Source organism: Bacillus sp. B28 (assembly GCF_029536185.1).
GTDB classification, from domain to species: domain Bacteria; phylum Bacillota; class Bacilli; order Bacillales; family Bacillaceae; genus Bacillus; species Bacillus halotolerans.
In genome coordinates this window covers 3246085-3271718 of the sequence record NZ_CP120511.1, presented here as the reverse complement: position 1 = coordinate 3271718, position 25634 = coordinate 3246085, and the positions used below count along the sequence as shown (strand labels likewise).

Below are 25634 nucleotides of genomic sequence, written 5' to 3'. Positions count from 1 at the left end.
CCTGTTTGGGGCTACAGCTATTGTACAATGATGCACAGAGAATGACGCCATAAAAGAAATTTTTTATACAATAATTCACAATTGTTCTATAATAAAATCAAATAAGGAAAGGGGTTTTGAGTCATGGGGTTGCAAGGGGTAGACAAAACATGGGATCTGGATTCGTTTTTTAAAGGCGGGAGCCAGTCAGAGGAATTCAAGGGATATATTGAAAAGCTGTCACAAAGCCTGCGTGCATTTCAAGACATGACGGATGCATTTGAGGCGCCAGAAACACCTGATGATGCTGGAAGGCTGACCGCATTGCTTGATGCATTTGAACAAAATTCGGTAAAGCTTAAGCAGGCCGGTGCTTTTGTCTCTTGTCTTCAGGCACAGAACATGAGCGATCAGAAGGCGAATGAACATAAATCATTCATGCATCAGCTAGTCGCAGATTTTCAGTCCTCCCTTGTCACATTCGATCATAAACTTGTGGAGATTGATCAAGGCGTGTGGGAAGAATTGCTCAAAACACCTGGACTGCGAGAGGTATCATACATATTAAATGAAAGAAGAGAACGGGTTGCGGAAAAGCTCAGCCCAGACAAAGAAAAACTGATTGGAAGCCTTGCGGTTGACGGTTATCATGCCTGGGATGATTTATATCATATCGTTGTCGGAAAAATGACCATTCCGTTTGAGGAAAAACAATTATCTGTCGGACAGGCGGAAAACATGATGTCTTCTCAGGACCGTGATGTCAGAAAAACCGTTTTTGAACGCACCAATCAAGCTTGGGAGCGGGAACAGGATATTTTCAGCAGCACGCTGAATCATTTGGCGGGGTTCCGGCTGGAAACCTACAAAGCGAGGGGATGGGAGGACGTTCTGAAGGAGCCGCTGCAAATCAACCGGATGAAAAAAGAAACGCTGGATACGATGTGGCAGGTCATTACTGAAAATAAGCAGCCGTTCGTTCAGTTTCTCAACCGGAAAGCATCCATGCTTGGTCTCGAAAAGCTCAATTGGTATGACGTTGAGGCACCGATTGGGTCTGCCGGGAAGGAATATTCATACGATGAAGCCGCAAACTTAATTGTCAGCCAATTTTCCACGTTTGGCCGAAAGTTGTCCGTTTTTACAGAAAAGGCGTTCCGTGACCGCTGGATTGAAGCCGAGGACAGAAGCGGAAAAAGAGTCGGCGGCTTTTGCACGAGCTTTCCGGACAGCGGGGAATCCCGTATCTTCATGACGTTTTCCGGCAGTGCCTCGAACGTCTCAACGCTTGCCCATGAACTCGGGCATGCCTTTCATCAGGAAGCGATGCTCAATGTAAGGCCGTTAAATCGATCCTACGCCATGAACGTAGCGGAAACTGCGTCAACCTTTGCCGAAATGATTGTGGCAGACGCGACTGTCAATCAGGCGGAGACAAAGGAAGAAAAGCTTGTGCTTCTGGAGGATAAAGTGCAAAGAAGCGTTGCTTTCTTTATGAATATCCATGCGAGGTTTTTATTTGAAACGAGATTTTACGAGGAACGAAAGCGGGGAATTGTGCCGGCGGACCGTTTAAACGAGCTGATGGAAGAAGCGCAAAAAGAAGCGTTCTGCGGCGCTTTAGGCGAGTATCATCCGCTATTCTGGGCGTCAAAGCTCCACTTTCATATTACGAGAGTGCCGTTTTATAATTACCCTTATACGTTCGGTTATCTGTTTTCTCTCGGCATTTACGCTCTGGCGCTTGAAGAAAAAAACACGTTTGAAGAGAAATATATAGCGCTATTGCGTGATACGGCATCCATGACCGCAGAAGATTTAGCGCTGAAGCATTTAGGCGCAGACATCACGAAGAGAGACTTTTGGGAAAATGCCATCAAGCTGGCAGTGCAGGACGCCGAAGCCTTTTTGCAAATGACTGAATCATAAAGGAAAGCCGGGCGCTGAAGCCCGGCTTTTTCTGTTCTTTTCTCTGAATGAGGATTCCATCCCTTGGACATACCTAAAAGAAATGGAATTCTACAGGGGGGAACCATTATGCATTTGATCAGAGCGGCGGGGGCCGTTTGTCTCGCAGTTGTTCTGATTGCGGGCTGCCGTCTCAATGAAGAACAGCAGCAAGCAGAAGGAGAAAATACGGCAGTTACTCATATGAAATCTGTTCCTTACAGCAATTTCTCGCTTCGCGTCAGCTATGGTGACGGTGAGCATAATCGCTATGAAGGGATATACGAAAAAAACGGAACTCATGAAACAGCAGCAATACAAGATAAGCTCTCAGGCATCAATCAAGAGGGAGAAGAAGCGCTGGATGAGATGAAAATGATTCTGAGCGAGCTATCCGTGACAGATCAAATGGCTGAAAAGGAAGTGATTCACAGCGTGCTGGCGGCTTTTAACCTTGACAGCCACTATGATCATATCGACTTAAAACTGAAGCTTAAGAACGGGGCTGTCAGAGAAATTAAAAAATAATCATGTGCTGAAAAACCCATAACCGCCATTTTTGACCAGAAAACTAATTGAAAATGATTTTCAAAGTCACTGTTTTCTGCTACAATGAGGGATATATGACCATATCAGAGACTGAATATTGTATCACTTGCATTGATGACAATTTACTTACATGCATGTCTATATAAAACGTGCGATACATAGAGCTGCTAAAAAGCCAGCAAAAAGGAGCGGTTATGGGTATGAGTGCAATTTCTACAGAAACGCTGAGCTTAGGGTACGGGGATGCTGTTATTATTGATGAACTGAATTTAACGATTCCAAAAGGTGAAATTACCGTATTTATCGGCAGCAACGGCTGCGGAAAATCGACACTTTTACGTTCGTTGGCGCGGCTGATGAAGCCGAGAGGCGGTTCTGTGCTATTGGAAGGAAGAGCGATCGCCAAGCTTCCGACAAAGGAAGTCGCAAAGGAGCTTGCCATCCTGCCGCAGGGGCCTTCTGCTCCGGAGGGACTGACAGTGCATCAGCTTGTAAAGCAGGGAAGATATCCTTATCAAAACTGGCTGAAACAGTGGTCAAAAGAGGATGAGGCAGCTGTTGAGAGAGCGCTTAAAGCCACAAAGCTGGAAGATATGGCTGACCGTGCCGTTGATTCCTTATCAGGCGGACAGCGCCAGCGGGCTTGGATTGCGATGACGCTTGCCCAGGAAACGGATATTATACTTCTGGATGAACCGACAACGTATTTGGATATGACGCATCAAATAGAAATTCTTGATTTGCTGTTTGAGCTGAATGAGAAGGAACAGCGGACGATCGTCATGGTGCTCCATGATTTGAATTTAGCGTGCCGCTACGCACATCACCTTGTGGCTATTAAAGATAAACAGATTTACGCTGAAGGCCGTCCGGAAGAGGTCATTACTTGTGATCTGGTGCAAAATGTGTTTTCTATGAACTGTCAGGTCACACAGGACCCGCTGTTCGGAACGCCTCTTTGCATTCCTCATGGCCGGGGCAGATGCATTGTCCGGGAAGCGGCTTTCACATCACATGGATAAATAACACGGCTAAAGGAGCTTTCATCAATAAGAAAGCTCCTTGATGTTTTTTTGAAAGGAAGATGTATAAATGGAACAAAAACTGCAAGAACAGCTGGATGGATTGCTGGAGAAATATACTGAGCTTCTGCTTGGTGAATCAAACAATGAGCTAAAAGAAGAAGTGAAGCAATGGATCTTGTACACGCATATCGCCAAAAGCATGCCTCCGCTCGCTAAGCATTGGAATGCGACATATCCTGACGCAAAGCAGGGCATTAAAGATATCATTCAGCATATTAAGGAATTAAATGAAGCGCATCGAAACAAACAATAGCTAAAAAAGCAGTCTGCCAATCAGAGCAGACTGCTTTTTTGTGATGCTGCCGTTTTATCAGGCGCAAAGGAATCCATAAAGGTCCGCAACGCGCTGCTGATAAACGAATCTTTTCGAACAATAAATTCTGTTTTCATCTGTCTGAGGGCTTCAGGGAGCGTGTACAATCGGATCGAACCTTCAAACTCGTGTTTTTGTACAACAGTCCGCGGCAGCAATGAGATGCCAAGACCCGCTATTACCCCGCCTATAATCGCTTCAAGTGTGCCGAACTCCATAATCACCGGCTGTGTGACGCCGACGGAGTGCAGCCATTTTTCAAGTGTCTCTCGATACGAACAGCCTGTGCTGTAAACGAGAATCGGCTTTGTGATGGCTTCCTCTGCATTGGAAACAGAAGCAGCCGAAACAACCACTGGTTCTTCCTCAAATGCAGGATAGGATTTGAGCTCAGGATGATTGCATTCGCATCCGATAAACGCGCCATCCAATTCATAACGAAGAACTTTATCAATGAGAAATTGTGTATGCCCTGTTGTTAAAGACAGCTGTACGTTTGGATGCTCTTCATAATAAGCAGCCAGAAGCTTCGGAAGCCTTACCGCGGCGGTTGTTTGAGTGGAGCCGATCATAAGCGGCCCGCTTGGTTCGACAGAAGATGAGAGCGCTTTAGACGCTTCATCCAGCAGCCCGATAATTTTATCCGTATAATCCAGCAGAAGCTTTCCGCTAGAAGAGAGTGTCATCCCTCGATTATGGCGCAAAAAGAGGGTGGTGCCGAGCTCAGCTTCCAATTGCTGAATTCTGGCCGTCACATTTGATTGCACATAACCAAGCTGCAGGGCGGCTTTCGTAATTGTGCCTTCGCGGGCTACCATTTGAAACACACGCAGATCTCCGCTTTCCATGTTGAATCCCCCGTTCTTCTGATATCAATCTAAGTGATATCGAGTATCTTTAACAATCATTATACGTAACACCAAACCTCCATTACAATAGAATCAGCAGTTTAGATTTCAAAATATATACAAACAACAAGGAGTGGCGGCAATGGATCTTAAGAACAAAACAGCTCTCGTCACTGGGGGCGGCACGGGAATAGGAAGAGCAGCATGCATTGAATTAGCGAAACGCGGAGCGGTTGTTGCAGTGAATTATTCACGCTCGCGAGCTGAGGCGGAGGAAACAGCAGAAATCATCAAAAGCGAGGGCGGGCAGGCCGTTGCTATCAAAGCCGATGTATCCAAAAACAGTGAAGTGCAGAACATGGTTCAAGCGATAGTAAAGCAATACGGCACGATTGACGTTTTAATCAACAACGCAAGTATTACACGGCATATTCCAATGGATGATCTCGACGCCGCGACAGAGGACGTATGGGACGAGTTATATGCGGTCAATGTCAAAGGAATGTTTTTTTGCGCGAGAGCAGCGGCTCCTTTCATGAAAAAAAGCAAGGCTGGGGCGATCGTTAATATCGGCAGTATCGCGGGGTCAACCGGGGCGGGCTCTTCTATGCCCTATGCTGTGTCAAAAGCAGCGGTGCACGGCCTGACAAAATCATTGGCACACGCTTTGGCGCCAGAAATCAGAGTGTGCGGTGTCGCACCTGGAGCTGTCGCGACAAGATGGTGGACGGGGCGTGAAGAAAAAATGAAAAACATGAGCGGCACTTTGCTGTTGCGGCGAATTGCTGAAGCGAGTGATGTGGCACGGCTGATTTGTTCCGTGCTTGAACAGGAATCCCTGACAGGACAAATCATCACGATTGACAGCGGCCAGACGATGTAAAGAAAGGAGCGGCGTGTGAGAGATGCCATTTGTACAGATTCATTTACGAGCGGGGAGAAGCAAAGAATGGCTTCAAAAACTGAGCAGAGCCATTCACCAGTCTATGATCGAAGAAATCAATGTACCGGCTGATGATTACTTTCAAGTGATCCGGCAATACCAAAAAAGCGAATTTTTTTATGATCCGTCTTATTTACAGGTAGAGCGCACAGATGAACTGATTTACATCCATTTTACATTGAAAGATTCAAGAACAACAGAACAGAAGAAATCGTTTTACCATTCAGTGGCAAGCCGGATTCATTCGGAGCTTGGTGTAAGAAAAGAAGATGTGTTTATCATACTGGCCGGAAATCAGGATGAGGATTGGTCCTTCGGAAACGGAAGGGCCCAGATGATCGAATAAAAAAGCCCCGCGGTTATGTCCGCGGGGCGCTCTATTAATGAGAAGGGGATTCAACGGCTTGTGCCGCTTTTTCCTTTTGTTCATCCGTTTTCTTATTCGAAAGCTTAATAGGCTTTAAGAATAAGGTGAATACAGCTCCGACTGCGATAAAGATCAGGCCTGTATAAAACACGCTGTGGAGCGAATCCATCAACGATGTTTTTAATATCGGCATAATATGGGATGAGAAAGCCGCAGGGATTTGTTTAATTGCGTCCGGGCTGAACAGTGATTGCAGCAGCCCTTGCGGATTTGTATCAATCATACCCTTTAGCTGGGCGGCAAACGAGCTTGCCTGTGCTGGAAGTGAGTCTAAGTACGGCACCAGTTTATCTGTTAATAAACTTCCTGATCTCGCATTCATTACAGCGCCCAGCATGGTAATGCCGAAAGTGCCCCCGATAGAACGGAAGAATTGGCTGGAAGAGGTGACGACCCCAAGCTCCTCTTTCGAAAAGCTTTCCTGTAAAGCCAGCGTCAGAATCGGCATAACAAGACCCATTCCAAGACCGATAATGGCCATATAGGATGTTGCGACAAGTTTGCTCGTGTCTAAATCCAAGGTGGTTAACAGAAGGAATCCGCCAGCCATAATCAGCATGCCTGTTATGATTTGCGGTTTAATGCCTATTTTGTAAACAAGCTGGCCGCCGATAATGCTTGTGATGATCATTGAGATCATCATCGGTGTCATAATAGTGCCTGATTCAGACGCGCTTACACCGACAATTCCCTGCATAAAGAAAGGAACAAACGTAATTGCGCCAAACATTCCGATACTCATAAAAAAGCCGATCAGGTTCAAAAACGTAAATGTTCTATTTTTAAATAGATACATTGGAAGGATCGGTTCTTTCGCTTTCGATTCAACAATAATAAAGCTCACAATTCCGATCAGTGCGAGTGCGAACAAGCCGAGAATCTGCCATGAACCCCATGCGTAATCTTTCCCGCCGAAGCTTAGGGCAAGAAGAAGGCTGACAACCCCGACAATCATTGTGAAAATACCGGCGATATCAAAGTTGATCGGACCGGTCTGCTTACGGCCCTGCAATCCTCTGGCAATAAAAATAACCGCGATAATTCCAACAGGAAGGTTAATGTAGAAAACCCATTTCCAGTTTAATGAATCAACGATCCAGCCTCCGATTTGCGGCCCGATAACAGAGGCAAGCCCGTAAATGGCTCCAAAGACCCCTTGGAATTTGGCACGCTGTTTCCCTGTAAATAAGTCACCAATGACAATCATGGCCATCGGCATCATAATACCTCCGCCAATTCCCTGCAAACCGCGGAAAATAATCAATTCTGTCATATTGTTGGCCATTCCGCACAGAGCTGAAGCAGCCATAAAAATAAGCAACCCTGATACATAGACGATGCGGCGCCCCAATAAGTCGGCTAATTTACCGGCAATCGGCACGACCGTTGTTGATGTTAACAAATACGCCGTAGTCAGCCAGGTCATCATGCTCAAACCGCCAAGATCTCCGACGATTTTCGGCATGGCAGTTCCGACAATGGTACCGTCAAGGGCTGAGAAAAACATGGCAATGATTAAGCCTGTTATTAATAAAGTCCGTTTTGATTGTTTTCCTTCATTACTCATTTCATCCGTTTCCTCTTTTCCTATTTTACTTTTCATTGGTTTCGGCAGCAGCTTGTGCCAGCTTTTTCGTCATATGCGCTGCCTGCAGCAGTTCTTCTTCCGTCAGGTAAGAAAGGTATCGTGCCATTATGGCTTTTCTGCCCGCCAAAACGTCCTCGAACTTTCTGTCTCCTTCATCGGTAAGGCTGATATTAATGACTCGCCTGTCTTGGGTATTGTGTTTTCTGACGATCAGACTTTTTTGTTCAAGGCGGTCTGCCATTAACGTTACCGCGCTTGGCTTGACCTCCATCCGTTCGGCAATTTCAGAAATTTTAAGGCTGCCATTCTTTTTTAAGCTTGCGAGCACAAACAGCTGCGCGGGGGTAATCCCCTGTTTCTCCATGCTATCCAGCATTTCAGGCTGTATCTTTTGAAAGAGCGCCTGAAGCGATAGTTGAATATCAGACATTAACTGATCCGCACTCTTCATCTTCATTTCTCCTCTTTAATATAATCTGTGTTTATATTTAATGTATTGAAATAGTTAATGCTTATTAAATATAAATAAGCGTTAATAAAAAGTCAACTGATTTTACACACAAAAAAAGGATAGATGCCGGTAAAGCACATCATACCCTTTTTGCGGATCTGATTGATGGAACTTTATTGCTGATAAGGAGACTGCTGCTGAATGGTTTGCTGGAACTTTTGATAGGATTGCTGCAGCTTTTGGGCGTCCTCTGCTTCAACAGTATACCATCCATATTGGAACATGAGATCATACAGTTTTCTTTGCGCTTTTTGTGACTCATCAAAAATGGATTGAATATCCTGATAGAGAGATTCATGGCTGAACTCGTGCAGAGCAGTGCAATACGCAGTGGTCATGTATTTTTCCGTTGTCAAAAGTTCATTGACGACATCTCTGTCATTCATTTCTGATGTAGTCGGCACAGGTGTTTGCGGGTTGCTGATTTTCTGATTTTGCTGATTCATTTTGGCGCCTCCTTATTGGATGTAGCCGGACTGCTGCTGGCCTGGCTGCAGGTGCTTTAATATTCTTTGATAGTGATCGTGATGCATATGTCCGACACGGTCTAGTTCTTGTTTTAATGCTTGATCTTGGCACTGCTGCGCCATAAAATGCGCTTTTTTCATTGCGAGCAGATTCCAGTTCAGCATGTCATTCAGATACAAATGATCCTTTGTCGAAATAACAGAGGGCGGCATTTGAGATTGCTGCTGATTGTTCATTGTCATCCTCCTTTGCGTTCTATTCGTTTTATGTTTCCTTCAGTATGGGAGTTATATACAGGTGTTTTGAAGAAGGCTGTATCGTCAGGAGGGAATTGGATGTTGAGACATATGTTTTTATTCTTATCTCAAAATAAAACGCTCACCAAGCTTGCCAAAGCATACGGATCACGGCTGGGGGCGCGGAGATTTGTCGCGGGGGACACGATTGAATCGGCTGTTCGGACCATTAAAAAGCTGAATCAATCCGGATTGTGCACAACCATCGATTATTTAGGCGAGTATGCGGCTACACAAAAAGAAGCAAGTCGAGTCGCAGAGGAATGCAAGAAGGCGATTCAAGCGATTGCCGACCATCGGTTAGATTCCGGGCTTTCCATTAAGCTGACGTCACTGGGGCTCGATATTTCAGAGGAGCTGGCCGTTTCACATTTGCGTGACATTCTATCTGCCGCGAAGGAAAATGACGTGGCTGTGACGATCGATATGGAGGACTACTCACATTATGAACAGACGCTTGCCATCTACAGGCAGTGCAAGCAGGAATTTGACATGCTGGGTACGGTGATACAGGCGTATCTTTACCGGGCTGCAGAAGATACCCGAAAGCTGCACGATCTGAAGCCGAATCTCAGACTTGTCAAAGGCGCTTACAAGGAATCTGCGGCCGTTGCATTCCCTGATAAAAAAGGAACAGACCTTCACTTTCAGAGCTTGATTAAACTTCATCTGCTGAGCGGGAACTATACTGCCGTCGCTACACACGATGATGACATCATTGCATTTACGAAGAAACTCGTTGCCGAGCATCAAATCCCGCTGTCACAATTCGAGTTTCAAATGCTTTACGGGATTAGGCCGGAGCGGCAGAAGGAACTCGTGAAGGAAGGGTACAAGATGCGTGTATATGTCCCGTATGGAACCGACTGGTTTAGCTACTTTATGAGAAGAATCGCCGAAAGACCCGCAAATGCGGCTTTTGTGTTAAAAGGGATTTTCAAAAAGTGAAAGCAGCCGCGAACCGCAGCTGCATTGTTATTGTTCCATGTTATGTTTCTTATACTGCTGATTTTGGCTTGTCCGTTTTCCGCCGCCGTACTGCTGTGTCGGACCGGCATCTCCCTTCACGCTCGCCGCGCTTACTGCTGCTGAAGACGGGTTCTTTTTCTCTCGCACCATTCCCTTCACCTCCAGGTTTACGTTTCCCGTCTTCTATTTGCTTCATACAAAAAAATAACAAATTAGCTATTGAAGTCGAAACAAAAATCTTTTATGATGAAAGAAGAAACGGGTTTCCATTTTTTTTGACCAAAAAATGAATGATTATTCATTCAACGTTCAAGGGGGATGTCTCATGCACAAACACATTCAAAAAGCAGCCGTTTTAGGATCGGGGGTTATGGGTTCCGGTATTGCTGCGCATTTGGCTAACATCGGAATTCCGGTCCTGCTGCTTGATATTGTGCCGAACGATTTAACAAAGGAAGAGGAGAAAAAGGGGCTGACGAAGGAAAGTCCGGAGGTGCGCAGCAGGCTGAGCAGATCTGCGGTGAAAAAGCTGCTGAAACAAAAGCCTGCCCCTCTTACGTCAGCACAAAATACCGCTTATATTACTCCCGGCAATCTAGAAGATGATGTTGAGAAGCTGAAGGAAGCTGATTGGATTATTGAGGTCGTTGTGGAAAATCTTGAGGTCAAAAAGAAGATTTTCTCTCTCGTGGATGAGCATCGGAAACCGGGCAGCATCGTCTCAAGCAACACGTCCGGCATCTCAGTGCAGGCAATGGCTGAAGGCAGGTCTGATGATTTTAAAGCTCATTTTCTCGGAACACACTTTTTTAACCCGGCGCGATATTTAAAGCTGCTGGAGATCATTCCGATTAAGGAAACTGATCCTGACATCCTGGCGTTTATGACATCCTTCGGTGAAAATGTCCTCGGCAAAGGTGTGGTTACAGCTAAGGACACACCAAATTTTATCGCAAACCGAATCGGGACGTACGGACTTCTCATTACGGTTCAAGAAATGCTGAAAGGCGGCTATCAGGTCGGAGAAGTCGACTCCATCACAGGCCCGCTGATCGGCAGACCGAAGAGCGCAACCTTCAGAACGCTGGATGTTGTCGGCCTTGATACGTTTGCCCACGTCGCCCGAAACGTATATGACAAAGCAGAGGGAGACGAACAAGAAGTGTTTCGCCTGCCTGACTTCATGAATGACATGCTGCAAAAAGGCTGGATCGGAAGCAAATCCGGTCAAGGCTTTTATAAAAAAGAAGGAAAAACGATTTATGAGCTAGACCCGATGACGCTTACTTACGGAGAACGGACAAAGATGAAAACACCGGCTCTTGAAGCGGCAAAGCAAGCTAAAGGGACAAAAGCCAAAATGAAAGCGCTTATTTATTCAGGAGACAGGGCTGGCCAGCTGCTGTGGAATATCACGTCGCAAACGCTGCTTTACTCAGCCCAGCTGCTCGGAGAAATTGCCGACGATATTCATGCAATTGACCAAGCCATGAAATGGGGTTTCGGCTGGGAACTGGGGCCATTCGAAATCTGGGACGCAATCGGTCTCAGACAGTCGGCGGAAAAGCTTGAACATCTAGGAGCGGAGATTCCCGGCTGGATAAAAGATATGCTGGACAAAGGGAATGAAACCTTCTACATCAGAGAAAACGGAAAAGTGCTTTATTACGAAAGCGGCGAATACAGAGCAGTAAAAGAAAACAAGAAACGAATCCATTTACAATCGGTCAAAGAAACAAACGGCGTCATTGCCAAAAACAGCGGAGCCAGCCTGATCGACCTTGGAGACGATGTGGCGCTTCTCGAGTTTCACTCGAAAAGCAATGCCATCGGGTTCGACATCATTCAAATGATCAACAGAGCTTTGGAAGAAACAGAGCGGAATTACAAAGGGCTTGTCATCGGCAATCAAGGCAAAAATTTCTGTGTGGGCGCCAATCTCGCCATGATCTTAATGGAAGTACAAGATGACAACTTTATGGAAGTTGATTTGGTGATACGGCGTTTTCAAGAGACAATGATGAACATCAAATACAGCGCGAAACCTGTTGTTGCAGCTCCATTTGGCATGACGCTCGGCGGAGGGACGGAAGTGTGTCTCCCTGCTGCACGTATACAAGCGACAAGCGAAGCCTATATGGGACTTGTAGAATCAGGAGTCGGCCTTATCCCTGGCGGAGGGGGCAATAAAGAGCTGTACATCAATCATCTTCGTCGCGGTCTTGATCCGATGAATGCGGCCATGAAAACATTTGAAACGATCGCAATGGCTAAGGTGTCAACTTCCGCCCAAGAGGCCCGGGAACTGAACATTTTAAAAGAGGCTGACCGTATCAGCACTAACCAGGATCACCTCCTGTACGATGCAAAGCAGTTAGCCGCCTCTTTATACGATACCGGCTGGCGGCCGCCTGTAAAAGAAAAGGTCAAGGTGGCGGGGGAAACAGGTTATGCCGCGCTTCTGCTCGGTGCAGAGCAAATGAAGCTGTCCGGCTACCTATCTGAGCATGATATGAAAATCGCTAAAAAGCTCGCTTTTGTGATTGCCGGCGGAAAAGTGCCGTTCGGAACAGAGGTGGATGAAGAGTATTTATTGGAAATTGAGAGAGAAGCGTTTTTAAGTCTGGCAGGCGAGGCGAAATCTCAAGCGAGAATGCAGCATATGCTGGTGAAAGGCAAACCTTTACGGAACTAGGAGGGAGTTTATGAAAGAGGCAGTTATTGTGGCAGGAGCAAGAACACCGGTAGGGAAAGCGAAAAAAGGTTCATTGGCCACCGTTCGCCCGGATGATTTGGGAGCCATTTGCGTGAAAGAAACGCTGAAACGAGCAGGCGGCTATGAGGGCAATATTGACGATTTAATTATTGGCTGTGCGACACCTGAAGCAGAACAGGGGCTCAATATGGCGAGAAATATCGGCGCGCTTGCGGGTCTGCCATATACGGTGCCGGCGATTACGGTCAACCGCTACTGTTCCTCAGGTCTTCAGTCCATCGCATATGCGGCAGAAAAAATTATGCTTGGCGCCTACGATACGGCCATTGCAGGCGGAGCGGAATCTATGTCACAGGTTCCGATGATGGGGCATGTGACCCGTCCGAACCTCGCATTAGCCGAGAAAGCGCCGGAGTATTACATGAGCATGGGACACACGGCAGAACAGGTTGCGAAAAAATACGGCGTTTCCCGTGAAGATCAGGATGCTTTTGCCGTGCGTAGCCACCAGAAAGCTGCCAAAGCCCTTGCAGAGGGGAAATTTAAAGATGAAATTGTCCCAGTCGAAGTCAAGGTGACAGAAATCGGCCAAAATCATAAGCCGCAGGAAAAACTTACTGTTTTTTCTCAGGATGAAGGTGTCCGCCCGCAAACGACCACAGACATTTTAAGCACATTACGCCCGGCCTTTTCCGTTGACGGGACAGTCACTGCCGGAAATTCCTCGCAAACAAGTGACGGGGCGGCGGCTGTCATGCTGATGGATCGCGAAAAAGCGGATGCGCTTGGTTTGGCGCCGCTTGTCAAATTCCGTTCCTTTGCAGTTGGCGGGGTGCCGCCGGAAGTCATGGGCATCGGGCCCGTGGAAGCCATTCCGCGCGCACTGAAGCTAGCCGGACTTCAACTGCAGGACATCGGGCTGTTCGAACTGAACGAAGCTTTTGCATCACAAGCCATCCAAGTCATCAGGGAGCTGGGGATTGATGAGGAGAAAGTGAATGTCAACGGGGGCGCAATCGCACTCGGACATCCGCTTGGCTGTACGGGCACAAAGCTTACTCTCTCGCTGATTCACGAAATGAAACGAAGAAATGAGCAATTTGGTGTCGTCACAATGTGTATCGGCGGCGGGATGGGAGCAGCCGGTGTATTTGAATTATGCTAAAGGGGGAAAAAACAAATGACGAAAAAAACGGCTGAAGTACTAAAAGGCGGCGGTTTCTTAATCGAGGATGTCACATATGATCAGATGTATACACCGGAGGATTTCACCGACGAGCATAAAATGATTGCGAAAACAACGGAGGATTACATTGAGCAGGACGTTCTGCCGCATATAGATGAAATTGAGAACCATCAATTTGAACATTCCGTCCGTCTTTTGAAGAAAGCGGGAGAACTGGGGCTTCTCGGAGCCGATGTGCCCGAGGAATACGGCGGGCTGGGCCTTGATAAAATCAGCTCGGCGCTGATCACTGAAAAATTTTCGCGTGCGGGAAGCTTTTCACTTTCTTACGGTGCACATGTCGGCATCGGTTCCTTGCCGATCGTATTCTTCGGAACGGAAGAGCAAAAGAAAAAATATCTCCCTGATCTGGCTTCAGGGGAAAAGATCGCTGCGTACGCACTGACTGAGCCGGGTTCCGGATCTGATGCGTTAGGCGCAAAAACGACAGCGGTGCTGAATGAAGCAGGAACGCATTACGTATTAACCGGGGAAAAACAGTGGATCACCAACTCAGCTTTTGCCGATGTCTTTGTCGTTTACGCCAAAGTGGACGGCGAAAAGTTTTCCGCTTTTATTGTAGAAAAAGATTTTCCGGGCGTATCAACCGGACCTGAAGAAAAGAAAATGGGAATTAAAGGGTCCTCGACAAGAACCCTCATATTGGATCAGGCTGAGGTGCCGAAGGAAAACCTTCTTGGAGAAATCGGCAAAGGGCATGTCATCGCTTTTAATATTTTAAATATCGGCCGCTACAAGCTGGCAGTAGGAACGATCGGCGCGTCAAAACGGGTGATCGAGCTGTCTGCAGCTTACGCAAATCAGCGCCGCCAATTTAAAACGCCGATCGCAGGCTTTTCGCTGACCCAGGAAAAAATCGCGACGATGGCATCAAGACTGTATGCGATGGAAAGCTCTGTGTACAGAACCGTCGGGCTGTTTGAAGACAATATGAGCCAGTTTACAGCTGAAGACCTAAAGGACGGAAGACAAATTGCGAAGTCCATTGCCGAATACGCCATTGAATGCTCTCTCAACAAGGTATTTGGCTCTGAAACGCTTGATTATATTGTCGATGAAGGCGTGCAAATCCACGGCGGCTACGGATTTATGCAGGAATATGAGGTGGAAAGAGCCTATCGGGATTCCAGGATCAACCGGATTTTCGAAGGAACAAATGAAATTAACCGTTTAATCGTGCCAAGCACGTTTCTGAAGAAAGCGATGAAAGGCGAGCTGCCTCTTTTTGAAAAGGCACAGGCGCTTCAAGAAGAACTCATGATGCTTATGCCTGAGGAGCCGGGCACCGGCGTATTAGAGCAAGAGAAATATATTGTCAAGCAAGCCAAAAAAATCGCCCTGTTCGCCGCGGGTCTTGCCGCGCAAAAATACGGAAAAGCGATCGACCGCGAACAAGAAATTCTCGTAAACGTTGCTGATATTGTCAGCAATGTATATGCTATGGAATCAGCGGTGCTCAGAACGGAAAAGGCCATTGCCGCGCAAGGAAGCGATAAAGCAGCACAAAAGCTGCTGTACACAGAAATTTTCGTTCAAGAAGCCTTTAACGAAATTGAAGCCCATGCGAAAGAATCTTTACTTGCAATGGAAGAAGGGGATTCTCTCCGTATGATGCTCTCGACTCTCCGCAAGCTGACACGCGTGACGCCTAAAAATGTCATTCGGAAAAAACGTGAAGCGGCAGCGGGTGTGTTCGAGGCCGAAAAATATATTGTCTGAGTCCCAAGGAGCTCCGCTCATCCGGAGCTCTTTTTTTATGAAGCACTGTTTTAGGTTTTTAAAACAAACTGTGTTAAAATAACCTCGATTATTTTATTGAGGGGGAAGAAGATGTCGTTAACTTTTTACTGGTACCCTAAATGCGGAACGTGCCGCAAAGCGAAAAAATGGCTTGAAGAGCATGGAAAAGAAATCAACGAAATACATATTGCAGAACAGCCTCCAAGCAAAGAGGAGCTAAAATCGCTTTATGAAAAAAGCGGGCTGGATTTAAAGAAATTCTTCAACACAAGCGGCATGAAATACCGTGAACTGAATCTGAAGGAAAAACTGTATCACATGTCAGAAGACGAACAGCTTGAACTGCTGGCTTCAGACGGAATGCTGATCAAGCGCCCGCTCACAACAGACGGCGAAAAAGTGACAGTCGGCTTTAAAGAAGATCAATTTGAAGAAAACTGGTCATGATGTAAATTTTTTTCGAAAAGTGTGGTATCTTCTTATTGTAGTGCTGTAAAAAATGGAGGGATTCAATTGAGCATACCTAAAGATTTGCGTTACTCAGAAGAACACGAGTGGGTAAAAGTTGAAGGAGAAAAAGCCAAAATCGGCATTACCCATTTTGCCCAATCCGAGCTCGGAGATATCGTGTTTGTTGAGCTTCCTGAAGTCGGCGCTGAAATTAAAGCGGACGAGCCTTTCGGAAGTGTAGAATCCGTAAAAACGGTATCTGAGCTTTACGCACCGATTAACGGAACTGTAGTGGAAGTAAACGAAGATCTTGATGACAGCCCGGAGTTCGTCAACGAATCTCCGTATGAAAAAGCATGGATGATCGTCGTTGAACCGTCTGACGCGTCTGAAATTGAAAAACTAATGACAGCAGAGCAATACGAAGAGATGACACAGCAAGACTAAAACCGGATAGCTGAGCAGGCAATTGGATACGCTAACGCTATGGGAGGTGTCCAATATGGCTTTCAGCAAACAAAAGCTCGATGTCACCAATGATGTGACAGGCCGCTTTCAAAATGGCCGGCTCTCGTTATATCATGAAGATGAGATGATCGGCCAAATGACAGGCATGAATGAATATGAGCTTAAGTCCGGTTTTACCTATGAAAATGAAAAGTTTTATAAGACAGCCGACGTGGTTTCAGGAGACGATCAGAAATATGTGGATTGTGACTACGAAAGCGGCTGGTGTTAATGTTGGCGGTGAATTTCACTGCCTTCTTTTACAATCTGAACGTTTCAAATTTGACGCGGCAGGTGAAGCAGATGAACATGGACGAGCTGGAAAAAGTCTTGATTGTTGAAGGGAAATCAGATAAAGAAAAGATTGAAAGCGTCCTGAATGAGCCAGTGCGCATTATCTGCACAAACGGAACAATCAGCCAGCTGAAGCTGGAGGAATTGGCTGACGAGCTTTACGAGAAGGACGTCTATATTTTGGTTGATGCCGATGAATCGGGCGAGAAATTGAGAAAACAGCTGAAAAGGGAATTTAATGAAGCCTTCCATTTACATATCGACAGAGCCTATAAGGAAGTGGCGGCGGCGCCCAGACACCATATAGCATCTGTATTGCTGAGCGCAAATCTGAATGTCCATACGATTTTTCTTGAAAGAAAGACCTGAGGTGTTATAGCATGAAAGAACTCCAAGAACAAGAACTTAAACACATTACTGATGATGTGTATCTCCTATATTTATATACTCCGTTTTGCGGGACCTGCCAGCTGGCAAGCAAAATGCTGACAGTTGTCGAAGAAATGCTTCCGTCTGTCGCCTTCTATAAAAATAATCTCAACTATTCACCGGCGTTTGCAAAAGCATATCAAATTGAAAGCGTCCCTTGTTTTCTGCTGTTTAAGGGCGGGAAAGTAATTGAAAGAGGGTATGCGTTTCATTCCGTTTCTTACTTATATGAGCTGATCAAACAAAAATCATCTTCTGCATCTCATTTATGACATTTTTCTCGGCACATTCCAATGAAATTGTCGTTCGTTTTATAAAGGGGTTCTTGCGCTGAAGAGAGAAATGTGTATGTATGACCAACAAATAGGAGGTTGTACAAATGGAGAAAGCGGAAGTTTTAGAAGATGATTACCAGCATCTGTTTTTAAAACCCCTTTTGAACACTTCAACATTGCTCATTACCTTCCAAGGAGAAACAGAAGCCTTAACCGTCTCAATAAACGAACAAGGGGAAATGAAAAAGATTTCTCCGCCCCACACGTCCAACCTGACCTTTTATGGAAACCAAACAGAAATCATTGATCTTTTGCATGGAGACATTTCCCTTCAGCACCTGATCCAGAGCGGGAGCCTAAAGGTAAAGGGTTCATTCAGAGCGCTGTTAAAGCTGGAAGCCATTCTGTGGCTGACGAATGGTTTTTTTCAGAGGATTCTAAAGAATTGAAAAGTAGTAAATTATTATAATAGTAAAAGTTGACATCATTTATTTTATTGACATTTTATCATTCGCCATGCTATTCTACATTAAGAATTTCCGGACGAAAAAGACTATATATTTCTCTTATCAAGAGAGGTGGAGGGAAGTGCCCTATGAAGCCCGGCAACCATCAACACTGTTGAAATGGTGCCAATTCACACGAAGCGTTCAGCTTTGAAAGATGAGAGAAAGGCGAGTTTAATATAAGCCTTTCTGCTCAAGTGTGCAGAAAGGCTTTTCTTTTGCAGAAAAAACCGGAAGATTTCTTAGAATAGTGTTAAGGCAGGTGATCGCTTTGATCAATCTTCAGAATGTTTCAAAAGTGTATAAGTCGAAACATGGAGATGTCAATGCTGTCCAAAATGTCTCGCTTTCCATAAAAAAAGGTGAGATTTTTGGAATTATAGGATATAGCGGAGCTGGTAAAAGTTCCTTAATCCGTCTGCTGAACGGACTTGAGAAACCAAGCTCAGGAATCGTGGAAGTGGCGGGAACAAAGATTAATGAAGTAAACGGACGAAATTTAAGAAAAGCACGCCATGAAATCAGTATGATTTTCCAGCATTTCAATTTGCTCTGGTCGCGAACTGTCAGAGATAACATCATGTTTCCTTTAGAAATTGCCGGGGTGAAAAAAAGCGAGCGGATTAAGCGTGCCAATGAACTGATTAAACTGGTAGGTTTAGAAGGAAAAGAAAAATCTTACCCGTCCCAGCTGAGCGGCGGACAAAAACAGCGGGTCGGAATCGCCAGAGCGCTCGCAAACAATCCGAAGGTTCTCCTTTGTGATGAAGCGACATCAGCTTTAGATCCGCAAACAACTGATTCAATCTTGGATCTTTTGTCCGATATTAATGAAAGACTCGGTTTGACGATTGTGCTGATCACACACGAAATGCATGTCATCCGCAAAATCTGCAACAGAGTCGCTGTCATGGAAAACGGAAAGGTTGTTGAAGAAGGGGAAGTTCTCGATGTCTTCAAGAATCCGAAGGAAGAAATGACAAAACGATTTGTCCAGCAGGTGACTGAGCCTGAAGAAACAAAAGAAACGCTTCAGCATCTTCTTGACGAAAAAGCGTCAGGAACAACGGTTCAGCTCACATTTGTCGGCGAAGCGGCTGAACAGCCTCTGATTACAGAGATGATCAGAAACTTCAATGTCAGTGTCAATATTCTGCAAGGGAAAATCTCGCAGACGAAGGACGGAGCATACGGTTCATTGTTCATCCATATTGACGGTGACGAGGAAGAAGTGCAAAACGTGATCCGGTTTATTAATGACAAACAGGTGAAAGCAGAGGTGATCACGAATGTTTGAAAAATACTTCCCGAACGTTGATGTAACTGAATTATGGAACGCGACATACGAAACGCTTTATATGACGCTGATCTCTTTGGTTTTTGCCTTTGTCATCGGGGTGATCCTCGGTCTGCTGCTCTTTCTCACAAGCAAAGGGAGCCTCTGGCAGAACAAAGCGGTTAACACTGTGATTGCGGCCATTGTCAATGTATTCAGGTCTATTCCGTTCCTCATTTTAATTATTTTATTACTAGGTTTTACGAAGTTTTTAGTCGGCACCATCTTAGGGCCGAACGCGGCACTGCCGGCGTTAGTCATCGGCTCAGCCCCGTTTTACGCGCGGCTTGCTGAAATTGCGCTGCGCGAGGTAGATAAAGGCGTCATCGAAGCTGCGAAATCAATGGGAGCCAAAACATCAACGATTATTTTCAAAGTGCTGCTCCCGGAATCCATGCCGGCCCTTATTTCTGGGATCACGGTTACGGCCATCGCTTTGATCGGCTCAACGGCAATTGCCGGCGCCATCGGTTCAGGAGGCCTTGGAAACCTTGCGTACGTAGAAGGCTATCAGTCTAATAATACTGATGTTACCTTCGTTGCTACTGTGTTTATTTTAATCATCGTATTTATTATTCAAATCATCGGTGATGTTATAACAAATATAATAGACAAACGATAAGGGAGGATTTACATTGAAAAAGCTATTTTTGGGTGCATTACTGCTGGTATTTGCAGGAGTTATGGCTGCCTGCGGTTCTAATAACGCTGAATCCGGCAAGAAAGAAATTGTTGTTGCAGCTACAAAAACACCGCATGCAGAAATTTTAAAAGAAGCTGAACCATTGTTAAAAGAAAAAGGCTACACACTGAAAGTGAAAGTGCTTAGTGATTACAAAATGTACAACAAAGCCTTGGCTGATAAAGAAGTGGATGCGAACTTCTTCCAGCACATTCCTTACCTTGAGCAAGAAATGAAAGAAAACAAAGATTATAAACTTGCGAATGCCGGTGCGATTCACTTAGAGCCATTCGGTATTTATTCTAAAAAATACAAATCATTAAAAGATCTTCCCGACGGTGCGACAATTATCCTGACAAATAACGTCGCTGAACAAGGCCGTATGCTTGCTATGCTTGAGAATGCAGGATTAATTACACTTGATTCCAAAGTGGAGACAGTCGATGCAACACTGAAAGACATTAAGAAAAACCCGAAAAACCTTCAGTTCAAAAAAGTAGCGCCTGAATTAACGGCAAAAGCATATGAAAACAAAGAAGGAGACGCGGCCTTCATCAATGTGAACTACGCGATCCAAAATAAATTAAATCCTAAAAAAGACGCGATTGAAGTGGAATCAACAAAAGATAACCCTTACGCCAATATCATTGCAGTGAGAGATGGCGAAGAGGATTCTGCAAAAATCAAAGCGCTGATGGAAGTTCTTCACTCTAAAAAGATCAAAGACTTCATCGATAAAAAATATGACGGAGCTGTGCTTCCTGTATCTGAATAAGACTGAAACCCCGGATGAGAAATCCGGGGTTTTTTGGGTATTTTCCTTAAAGCTGTTCATAATAAAAAGGAATGTTAAACAGATGGAGGGATTTTCTTTGAATCAAGATAGAGGAAGCATGCAGGACGCGCTAAAACAATATAAACAAAGTTTAGGCACATTTGAACAGAAGATGCCGATGATGGGAAGAAAGTTTAACGAATTTACCGAACAATGCTTTGCAGCTAATTCACTAACAGAAAGAGAAAAACAGCTGATTGCACTGGGGATCGCTATCAATGCTCAGGACGAATATTGCATGATCTATCACACAAAAGGCTGTCTTGACCAAGGAGCAACAGAAGAAAACATTCTTGAAGCTGTCAGTGTGGCGGCGGCATTCGGAGGCGGAGCTGCTCTAAGCCAAGGTGTGACAGTTGTCCAGCAGTGCATAGAGGAATTTGGAAACACTGCGCATTAGAAGAAGGAATATTCCGAAAAACGATTCTCATTTCAACTCAAAGGGTCCTTTCGTCTCATCCGTTGTTATATCAAGCCATATCCATTTTGCAGCGCCGGTCTAAGAGCTGATACAATAGCAGTAAATAAATGAAGGGATTGATTCATTATTTGCAGCAGCCAGGACAGACTGGACCTCGATTATACGTCAGAAATGGAAAAAGCGATGCAGCTGTCGCATGGAATCGGGTACGAGGAATACGGACGCCGGCTGGATACAAGAATGGAAGTTGAGCGGCAGAGAGAGCTTGAATATAAAAAATGCAAGCGGTATTCTGCGGAGCTTAATGAGAAAATCGGTCTTTAAAAAAAGGGTGGGAATCCACTCTTTTTCTTTTTCAATTGCTTTAATAAAGTGCTGAACTTTGTTAAACTTGAGAAATGTGCAAGGCACGATAAAAAGTTGTATTTACTTTTCATTTGTTATAAAATTAGAATGAGAATAAAATGAGAATAATGATTATATATTTTTGGAGGTATAGATATGGCTGCTTCAACATTAACGATCAAAGATCTTCACGTTGAAATCGAAGGGAAAGAGATCTTAAAAGGTGTAAACCTTGAAATAAAAGGCGGAGAGTTCCATGCCGTAATGGGACCGAACGGTACTGGTAAATCAACTCTGTCAGCTGCTATTATGGGGCATCCTAAATATGAAGTAACGAAGGGCAGTATCACGCTTGACGGCAAAGATGTACTGGAAATGGAAGTGGACGAGCGTGCGCAGGCAGGTTTGTTCCTTGCAATGCAGTACCCAAGTGAAATCAGCGGTGTGACAAATGCCGACTTCCTTCGTTCTGCGATCAACGCGCGCAGAGAAGAAGGCGATGAAATTTCTCTTATGAAATTCATCCGCAAAATGGACGAAAACATGGAGTTCTTAGAAATGGACCCTGAAATGGCTCAGCGCTACCTCAACGAAGGCTTCTCAGGCGGGGAGAAAAAACGCAACGAAATCCTTCAGCTGATGATGATTGAACCGAAAATCGCCATCCTTGATGAAATCGACTCAGGTCTTGATATTGATGCTCTGAAAGTTGTATCAAAAGGGATCAACAGAATGCGCAGCGAAAGCTTCGGCTGCCTGATGATCACTCACTATCAGCGTCTGTTAAACTACATCACTCCTGATGTGGTTCACGTTATGATGCAAGGCCGCGTTGTAAAATCCGGCGGTGCAGAGCTTGCACAGCGTCTTGAAGCAGAAGGTTATGACTGGATCAAAAAAGAACTTGGCATTGAAGACGAAACTGTAGGCCAAGAAGCGTAAGCGTTAGGGGGATTAATATGACACTAGATACAAAACTATCCGTAGATCAGGAGTATCTCAAAAGCTTTTCCGAAAAGCATCAAGAACCTGCCTGGCTGAAAAACCTGCGCTTACAGGCTCTTGAACAAGCTGAGGATCTGCCGATGCCGAAGCCTGACAAAACAAAAATCACAAACTGGAACTTCACGAACTTCGCGGAGCATACAGTTGATAATGAGCCGCTTTCTTCATTAGAAGATTTGACTGATGAAGCAAAAGCGCTGATCGATGTAAAAAACGAAGATAAAACGTTATATGTACAGCGTGATCAGACGCCTGCATACCTTTCTCTTTCTCAGGAATTGAAAGACAAAGGCGTCATCTTTACTGATATTTTGACTGCTGCCCGCGAGCACAGCGACTTAGTGGAGAAATACTTTATGAAAGACGGCGTGAAGGTTGATGAGCATAAATTAACTGCACTTCACGCAGCTCTTGTTAACGGAGGGGCATTCCTCTATGTTCCGAAAAATGTTCAGGTGGAGACGCCGGTTCAGGCTGTTTATGTCCACGAAAGCAACGATACAGCTCTGTTCAACCACGTATTGATTGTGGCGGAAGACCATAGCTCAGTAACGTATGTAGAAAACTACATCAGCACGGTCAACCCGAAAGATGCTGTATTCAATATTATCAGTGAGGTTATCACAGGTGATAATGCCAGTGTGACATACGGTGCAGTGGATAATCTGTCTTCCGGCGTGACAACTTACGTCAACCGCCGCGGTGCTGCGCGCGGTCGCGACAGCAAAATCGAGTGGGCTCTCGGCCTCATGAACGATGGCGACACCATTTCCGAAAACACAACAAACCTTTACGGTGACGGCACTTACGGCGACACGAAAACGGTTGTTGTCGGAAGAGGAGAGCAAACAGAAAACTTCACGACACAAATCATTCATTTCGGTAAAGCTTCTGAAGGATATATCTTGAAGCACGGTGTGATGAAGGATTCCGCTTCTTCTATCTTTAACGGAATCGGCAAAATCGAACATGGCGCTTCTAAAGCAAATGCGGAACAGGAATCCCGTGTGCTGATGCTCAGCGAAAAAGCGCGCGGAGACGCAAACCCTATTCTTTTAATTGACGAAGACGATGTAACGGCAGGACATGCGGCATCTGTCGGCCGTGTGGACCCTATTCAGCTTTACTACCTGATGAGCCGCGGTATTGCGAAAGAAGAAGCAGAACGCTTAGTCATCTACGGATTCCTTGCGCCGGTAGTTAACGAACTTCCGATTGAAGGCGTTAAGAAACAATTGGTTTCTGTTATCGAAAGGAAAGTGAAGTAATGAATATCACAGATATTCGTGAACAGTTCCCGATCCTTCATCAGCAAGTGAACGGACATGATCTCGTTTATCTCGACAGCGCGGCGACTTCCCAGAAGCCGCGTGCTGTCATTGAAACACTGGATAAGTATTATAACCAATACAATTCCAATGTTCACCGGGGCGTCCATACGCTTGGAACCAGAGCGACAGACGGTTATGAAGGAGCGCGTGAAAAAGTCCGCAAGTTTATTAACGCGAAGTCAATGGCTGAGATTATTTTCACAAAAGGCACGACCACATCACTGAACATGGTGGCGCTAAGCTATGCACGCGCCAACCTCAAACCGGGTGATGAAGTGGTCATTACCTATATGGAGCATCATGCGAATATCATTCCGTGGCAGCAGGCTGTCAAAGCGACTGGCGCCACATTAAAATATATTCCGCTGCAGGAAGACGGCACGATTTCATTAGATGACGTCAGAGCAACGGTCACAAGCAATACAAAGATTGTTGCGGTATCTCATGTGTCTAATGTTCTCGGCACGATCAACCCGATAAAAGAAATGGCGAAAATCGCTCATGACAACGGGGCTGTTATTGTGGTGGACGGTGCACAAAGCACGCCTCACATGAAAATTGACGTGCAGGATCTCGATTGCGACTTCTTTGCGTTTTCTTCCCACAAAATGTGCGGCCCTACCGGAGTAGGCGTGCTGTACGGAAAGAAAGCCCTGCTGGAAAACATGGAGCCTGCCGAATTCGGCGGTGAAATGATCGACTTTGTCGGGCTTTATGAATCAACTTGGAAAGAGCTTCCGTGGAAATTCGAAGCGGGTACTCCGATTATTGCTGGAGCAATCGGTCTCGGTGCCGCAATTGATTTTCTCGAAGAAATCGGCCTTGATGAGATTTCCCGCCACGAGCACAAGCTTGCAGCTTATGCGCTTGAACGCTTCCGTCAGCTTGACGGCGTGACGGTTTACGGACCGGAAGAGCGTGCCGGGCTGATCACATTTAACCTTGATGATGTTCATCCGCACGATGTGGCAACCGTACTTGATGCGGAAGGGATCGCTGTCAGAGCGGGTCACCATTGCGCCCAGCCGCTGATGAAATGGCTGGATGTAACTGCTACTGCGAGAGCAAGCTTTTATCTGTATAATACAGAGGAAGAGATTGATAAGCTTGTGGAAGCTCTTCAAAAGACAAAGGAGTATTTTACAAATGTCTTTTAATGCAAACTTAGATACATTGTACAGACAGGTGATTATGGATCATTACAAAAACCCGCGCAACAAAGGGGTTTTGAATGACAGCATCGTCGTGGATATGAACAATCCGACATGCGGCGACCGAATCAGGCTGACAATGAAGCTTGACGGAGACATCGTGGAAGATGCGAAATTTGAAGGGGAAGGCTGTTCCATTTCAATGGCATCCGCTTCGATGATGACTCAGGCGATTAAAGGGAAAGATATTGAAACAGCCCTTTCCATGTCTAAGATTTTCTCGGATATGATGCAAGGGAAAGAATATGATGATTCTATCGATCTGGGTGATATTGAAGCCCTTCAAGGCGTTTCAAAATTCCCGGCCCGTATTAAATGTGCAACCCTGTCATGGAAGGCACTTGAAAAAGGAGTCGCTAAAGAAGAAGGCGGCAATTAAAAG

At 45.4% G+C, this 25634-nt stretch carries 30 protein-coding genes, 1 pseudogene and 1 riboswitch; of the genes and pseudogenes, 25 read left to right on the top strand and 6 right to left on the bottom strand.

The window, feature by feature from the left end:
* Positions 1-123 precede the first annotated feature (123 nt).
* The 4 genes and pseudogenes from P3L57_RS16355 (at position 124) to P3L57_RS16340 (ending at position 3813) form a co-directional block, all read left to right on the top strand.
* Positions 124-1908: a M3 family oligoendopeptidase gene (locus P3L57_RS16355; protein WP_069486943.1), complete on the top strand. Its 1785-nt coding sequence runs from the start codon at positions 124-126 to the stop codon at positions 1906-1908.
* Between the two features lie 108 nt (positions 1909-2016).
* Positions 2017-2454, top strand: coding sequence for a YusW family protein (locus P3L57_RS16350; RefSeq protein WP_024122787.1), 438 nt, complete (start codon positions 2017-2019; stop codon positions 2452-2454).
* A 215-nt stretch (positions 2455-2669) separates the two neighbouring features.
* A complete protein-coding gene (locus P3L57_RS16345; protein ID WP_081638363.1) occupies positions 2670-3497 on the top strand; it encodes an ABC transporter ATP-binding protein in 828 nt (275 codons plus the stop codon).
* Positions 3498-3524: 27 nt separating this feature from the next.
* Positions 3525-3813 (top strand): annotated as a pseudogene (locus P3L57_RS16340) (YusU family protein).
* A gap of 20 nt (positions 3814-3833) precedes the next feature.
* Here P3L57_RS16340 and P3L57_RS16335 read toward each other — a convergent pair.
* Positions 3834-4721 (bottom strand): LysR family transcriptional regulator, encoded by an 888-nt coding sequence (locus tag P3L57_RS16335; protein ID WP_069486944.1) that lies wholly within the window; start codon positions 4719-4721, stop codon positions 3834-3836.
* 142 nt (positions 4722-4863) lie between these two features.
* Between P3L57_RS16335 and P3L57_RS16330 the strand changes: the two genes are divergently transcribed.
* The gene (locus P3L57_RS16330; RefSeq protein WP_264798199.1) at positions 4864-5604 is read left to right on the top strand and encodes an SDR family NAD(P)-dependent oxidoreductase; all 741 of its coding nucleotides are present in this window, start codon (positions 4864-4866) and stop codon (positions 5602-5604) included.
* A gap of 22 nt (positions 5605-5626) precedes the next feature.
* Positions 5627-6010, top strand: a complete 384-nt coding sequence (locus P3L57_RS16325; protein ID WP_059334837.1) for a tautomerase family protein — start codon at positions 5627-5629, stop codon at positions 6008-6010.
* A gap of 34 nt (positions 6011-6044) precedes the next feature.
* Here the strand turns inward: P3L57_RS16325 and mdtP are convergent, their stop codons facing one another.
* The 4 genes from mdtP to P3L57_RS16305 all read right to left on the bottom strand — a co-directional run bounded on the left by mdtP (position 6045) and on the right by P3L57_RS16305 (position 8894).
* The gene (mdtP, locus tag P3L57_RS16320) at positions 6045-7658 is read right to left on the bottom strand and encodes a multidrug efflux MFS transporter MdtP (protein ID WP_044160330.1); all 1614 of its coding nucleotides are present in this window, start codon (positions 7656-7658) and stop codon (positions 6045-6047) included.
* 25 nt (positions 7659-7683) lie between these two features.
* Complete coding sequence (locus P3L57_RS16315; protein ID WP_044159054.1) at positions 7684-8130, bottom strand: MarR family transcriptional regulator; 447 nt, start codon at positions 8128-8130, stop codon at positions 7684-7686.
* Between the two features lie 173 nt (positions 8131-8303).
* Positions 8304-8636 carry a spore coat protein gene (locus tag P3L57_RS16310; RefSeq protein WP_024122779.1) on the bottom strand — a complete coding sequence of 111 codons (333 nt, stop codon included), beginning with the start codon at positions 8634-8636 and terminating at the stop codon, positions 8304-8306.
* 12 nt (positions 8637-8648) lie between these two features.
* Positions 8649-8894: a hypothetical protein gene (locus tag P3L57_RS16305; protein ID WP_044159050.1), complete on the bottom strand. Its 246-nt coding sequence runs from the start codon at positions 8892-8894 to the stop codon at positions 8649-8651.
* A gap of 99 nt (positions 8895-8993) precedes the next feature.
* On the opposite strand from P3L57_RS16305, the gene P3L57_RS16300 reads away from it, so the two are divergent.
* Positions 8994-9902, top strand: a complete 909-nt coding sequence (locus P3L57_RS16300; protein ID WP_264798198.1) for a proline dehydrogenase — start codon at positions 8994-8996, stop codon at positions 9900-9902.
* Between the two features lie 27 nt (positions 9903-9929).
* Here P3L57_RS16300 and P3L57_RS16295 read toward each other — a convergent pair whose 3' ends face one another.
* The gene (locus tag P3L57_RS16295) at positions 9930-10073 is read right to left on the bottom strand and encodes a YuzL family protein (RefSeq protein WP_069486947.1); all 144 of its coding nucleotides are present in this window, start codon (positions 10071-10073) and stop codon (positions 9930-9932) included.
* 175 nt (positions 10074-10248) lie between these two features.
* Here P3L57_RS16295 and P3L57_RS16290 point away from each other — a divergent pair, with 175 nt between their 5' ends.
* From P3L57_RS16290 to sufU, 18 genes are all read left to right on the top strand, one after another.
* Entirely contained in the window at positions 10249-12618 is a 2370-nt protein-coding gene (locus P3L57_RS16290) for a 3-hydroxyacyl-CoA dehydrogenase/enoyl-CoA hydratase family protein (protein WP_069486948.1), read from the top strand.
* Between the two features lie 10 nt (positions 12619-12628).
* On the top strand, positions 12629-13804 hold the full coding sequence (locus tag P3L57_RS16285; protein WP_069486949.1) for an acetyl-CoA C-acetyltransferase: 1176 nt from the start codon (positions 12629-12631) through the stop codon (positions 13802-13804).
* A 15-nt stretch (positions 13805-13819) separates the two neighbouring features.
* A complete protein-coding gene (gene fadE, locus P3L57_RS16280; protein ID WP_069486950.1) occupies positions 13820-15604 on the top strand; it encodes an acyl-CoA dehydrogenase FadE in 1785 nt (594 codons plus the stop codon).
* 111 nt (positions 15605-15715) lie between these two features.
* Positions 15716-16072: an arsenate reductase family protein gene (locus tag P3L57_RS16275; RefSeq protein ID WP_024122775.1), complete on the top strand. Its 357-nt coding sequence runs from the start codon at positions 15716-15718 to the stop codon at positions 16070-16072.
* Positions 16073-16138: 66 nt separating this feature from the next.
* Positions 16139-16522 (top strand): glycine cleavage system protein GcvH, encoded by a 384-nt coding sequence (gcvH, locus tag P3L57_RS16270; RefSeq protein WP_010331800.1) that lies wholly within the window; start codon positions 16139-16141, stop codon positions 16520-16522.
* A gap of 55 nt (positions 16523-16577) precedes the next feature.
* The gene (locus P3L57_RS16265) at positions 16578-16814 is read left to right on the top strand and encodes a YusG family protein (RefSeq protein ID WP_010331799.1); all 237 of its coding nucleotides are present in this window, start codon (positions 16578-16580) and stop codon (positions 16812-16814) included.
* Positions 16815-16891: 77 nt separating this feature from the next.
* A complete protein-coding gene (locus P3L57_RS16260; protein WP_069487012.1) occupies positions 16892-17245 on the top strand; it encodes a toprim domain-containing protein in 354 nt (117 codons plus the stop codon).
* A gap of 11 nt (positions 17246-17256) precedes the next feature.
* The gene (locus P3L57_RS16255; protein WP_059334828.1) at positions 17257-17577 is read left to right on the top strand and encodes a thioredoxin family protein; all 321 of its coding nucleotides are present in this window, start codon (positions 17257-17259) and stop codon (positions 17575-17577) included.
* A 107-nt stretch (positions 17578-17684) separates the two neighbouring features.
* Positions 17685-18029, top strand: coding sequence for an SCP2 sterol-binding domain-containing protein (locus tag P3L57_RS16250; protein WP_024122772.1), 345 nt, complete (start codon positions 17685-17687; stop codon positions 18027-18029).
* Between the two features lie 114 nt (positions 18030-18143).
* A riboswitch (SAM riboswitch) is annotated at positions 18144-18250 on the top strand.
* Positions 18251-18357: 107 nt separating this feature from the next.
* Positions 18358-19383 carry a methionine ABC transporter ATP-binding protein MetN gene (metN, locus tag P3L57_RS16245; RefSeq protein WP_059292703.1) on the top strand — a complete coding sequence of 342 codons (1026 nt, stop codon included), beginning with the start codon at positions 18358-18360 and terminating at the stop codon, positions 19381-19383.
* Positions 19376-20044 carry a methionine ABC transporter permease MetP gene (metP, locus tag P3L57_RS16240; protein ID WP_044159042.1) on the top strand — a complete coding sequence of 223 codons (669 nt, stop codon included), beginning with the start codon at positions 19376-19378 and terminating at the stop codon, positions 20042-20044. The genes metN and metP overlap by 8 nt, the downstream gene beginning before the upstream one ends.
* A gap of 13 nt (positions 20045-20057) precedes the next feature.
* The gene (gene metQ, locus P3L57_RS16235) at positions 20058-20879 is read left to right on the top strand and encodes a methionine ABC transporter substrate-binding lipoprotein MetQ (RefSeq protein WP_024122769.1); all 822 of its coding nucleotides are present in this window, start codon (positions 20058-20060) and stop codon (positions 20877-20879) included.
* 82 nt (positions 20880-20961) lie between these two features.
* Positions 20962-21339, top strand: a complete 378-nt coding sequence (locus tag P3L57_RS16230) for a carboxymuconolactone decarboxylase family protein (RefSeq protein ID WP_059292599.1) — start codon at positions 20962-20964, stop codon at positions 21337-21339.
* A gap of 192 nt (positions 21340-21531) precedes the next feature.
* Complete coding sequence (locus P3L57_RS16225) at positions 21532-21684, top strand: YuzK family famiily protein (RefSeq protein ID WP_010331789.1); 153 nt, start codon at positions 21532-21534, stop codon at positions 21682-21684.
* 177 nt (positions 21685-21861) lie between these two features.
* Positions 21862-22647 carry a Fe-S cluster assembly ATPase SufC gene (gene sufC / locus P3L57_RS16220; protein ID WP_044159040.1) on the top strand — a complete coding sequence of 262 codons (786 nt, stop codon included), beginning with the start codon at positions 21862-21864 and terminating at the stop codon, positions 22645-22647.
* Positions 22648-22664: 17 nt separating this feature from the next.
* Positions 22665-23978: a Fe-S cluster assembly protein SufD gene (sufD, locus tag P3L57_RS16215; protein ID WP_069486951.1), complete on the top strand. Its 1314-nt coding sequence runs from the start codon at positions 22665-22667 to the stop codon at positions 23976-23978.
* Positions 23978-25198 (top strand): cysteine desulfurase SufS, encoded by a 1221-nt coding sequence (sufS, locus tag P3L57_RS16210; RefSeq protein ID WP_069486952.1) that lies wholly within the window; start codon positions 23978-23980, stop codon positions 25196-25198. The genes sufD and sufS overlap by 1 nt, the downstream gene beginning before the upstream one ends.
* Complete coding sequence (gene sufU / locus P3L57_RS16205) at positions 25188-25631, top strand: Fe-S cluster assembly sulfur transfer protein SufU (RefSeq protein WP_003222809.1); 444 nt, start codon at positions 25188-25190, stop codon at positions 25629-25631. The genes sufS and sufU overlap by 11 nt, the downstream gene beginning before the upstream one ends.
* Positions 25632-25634 lie beyond the last annotated feature (3 nt).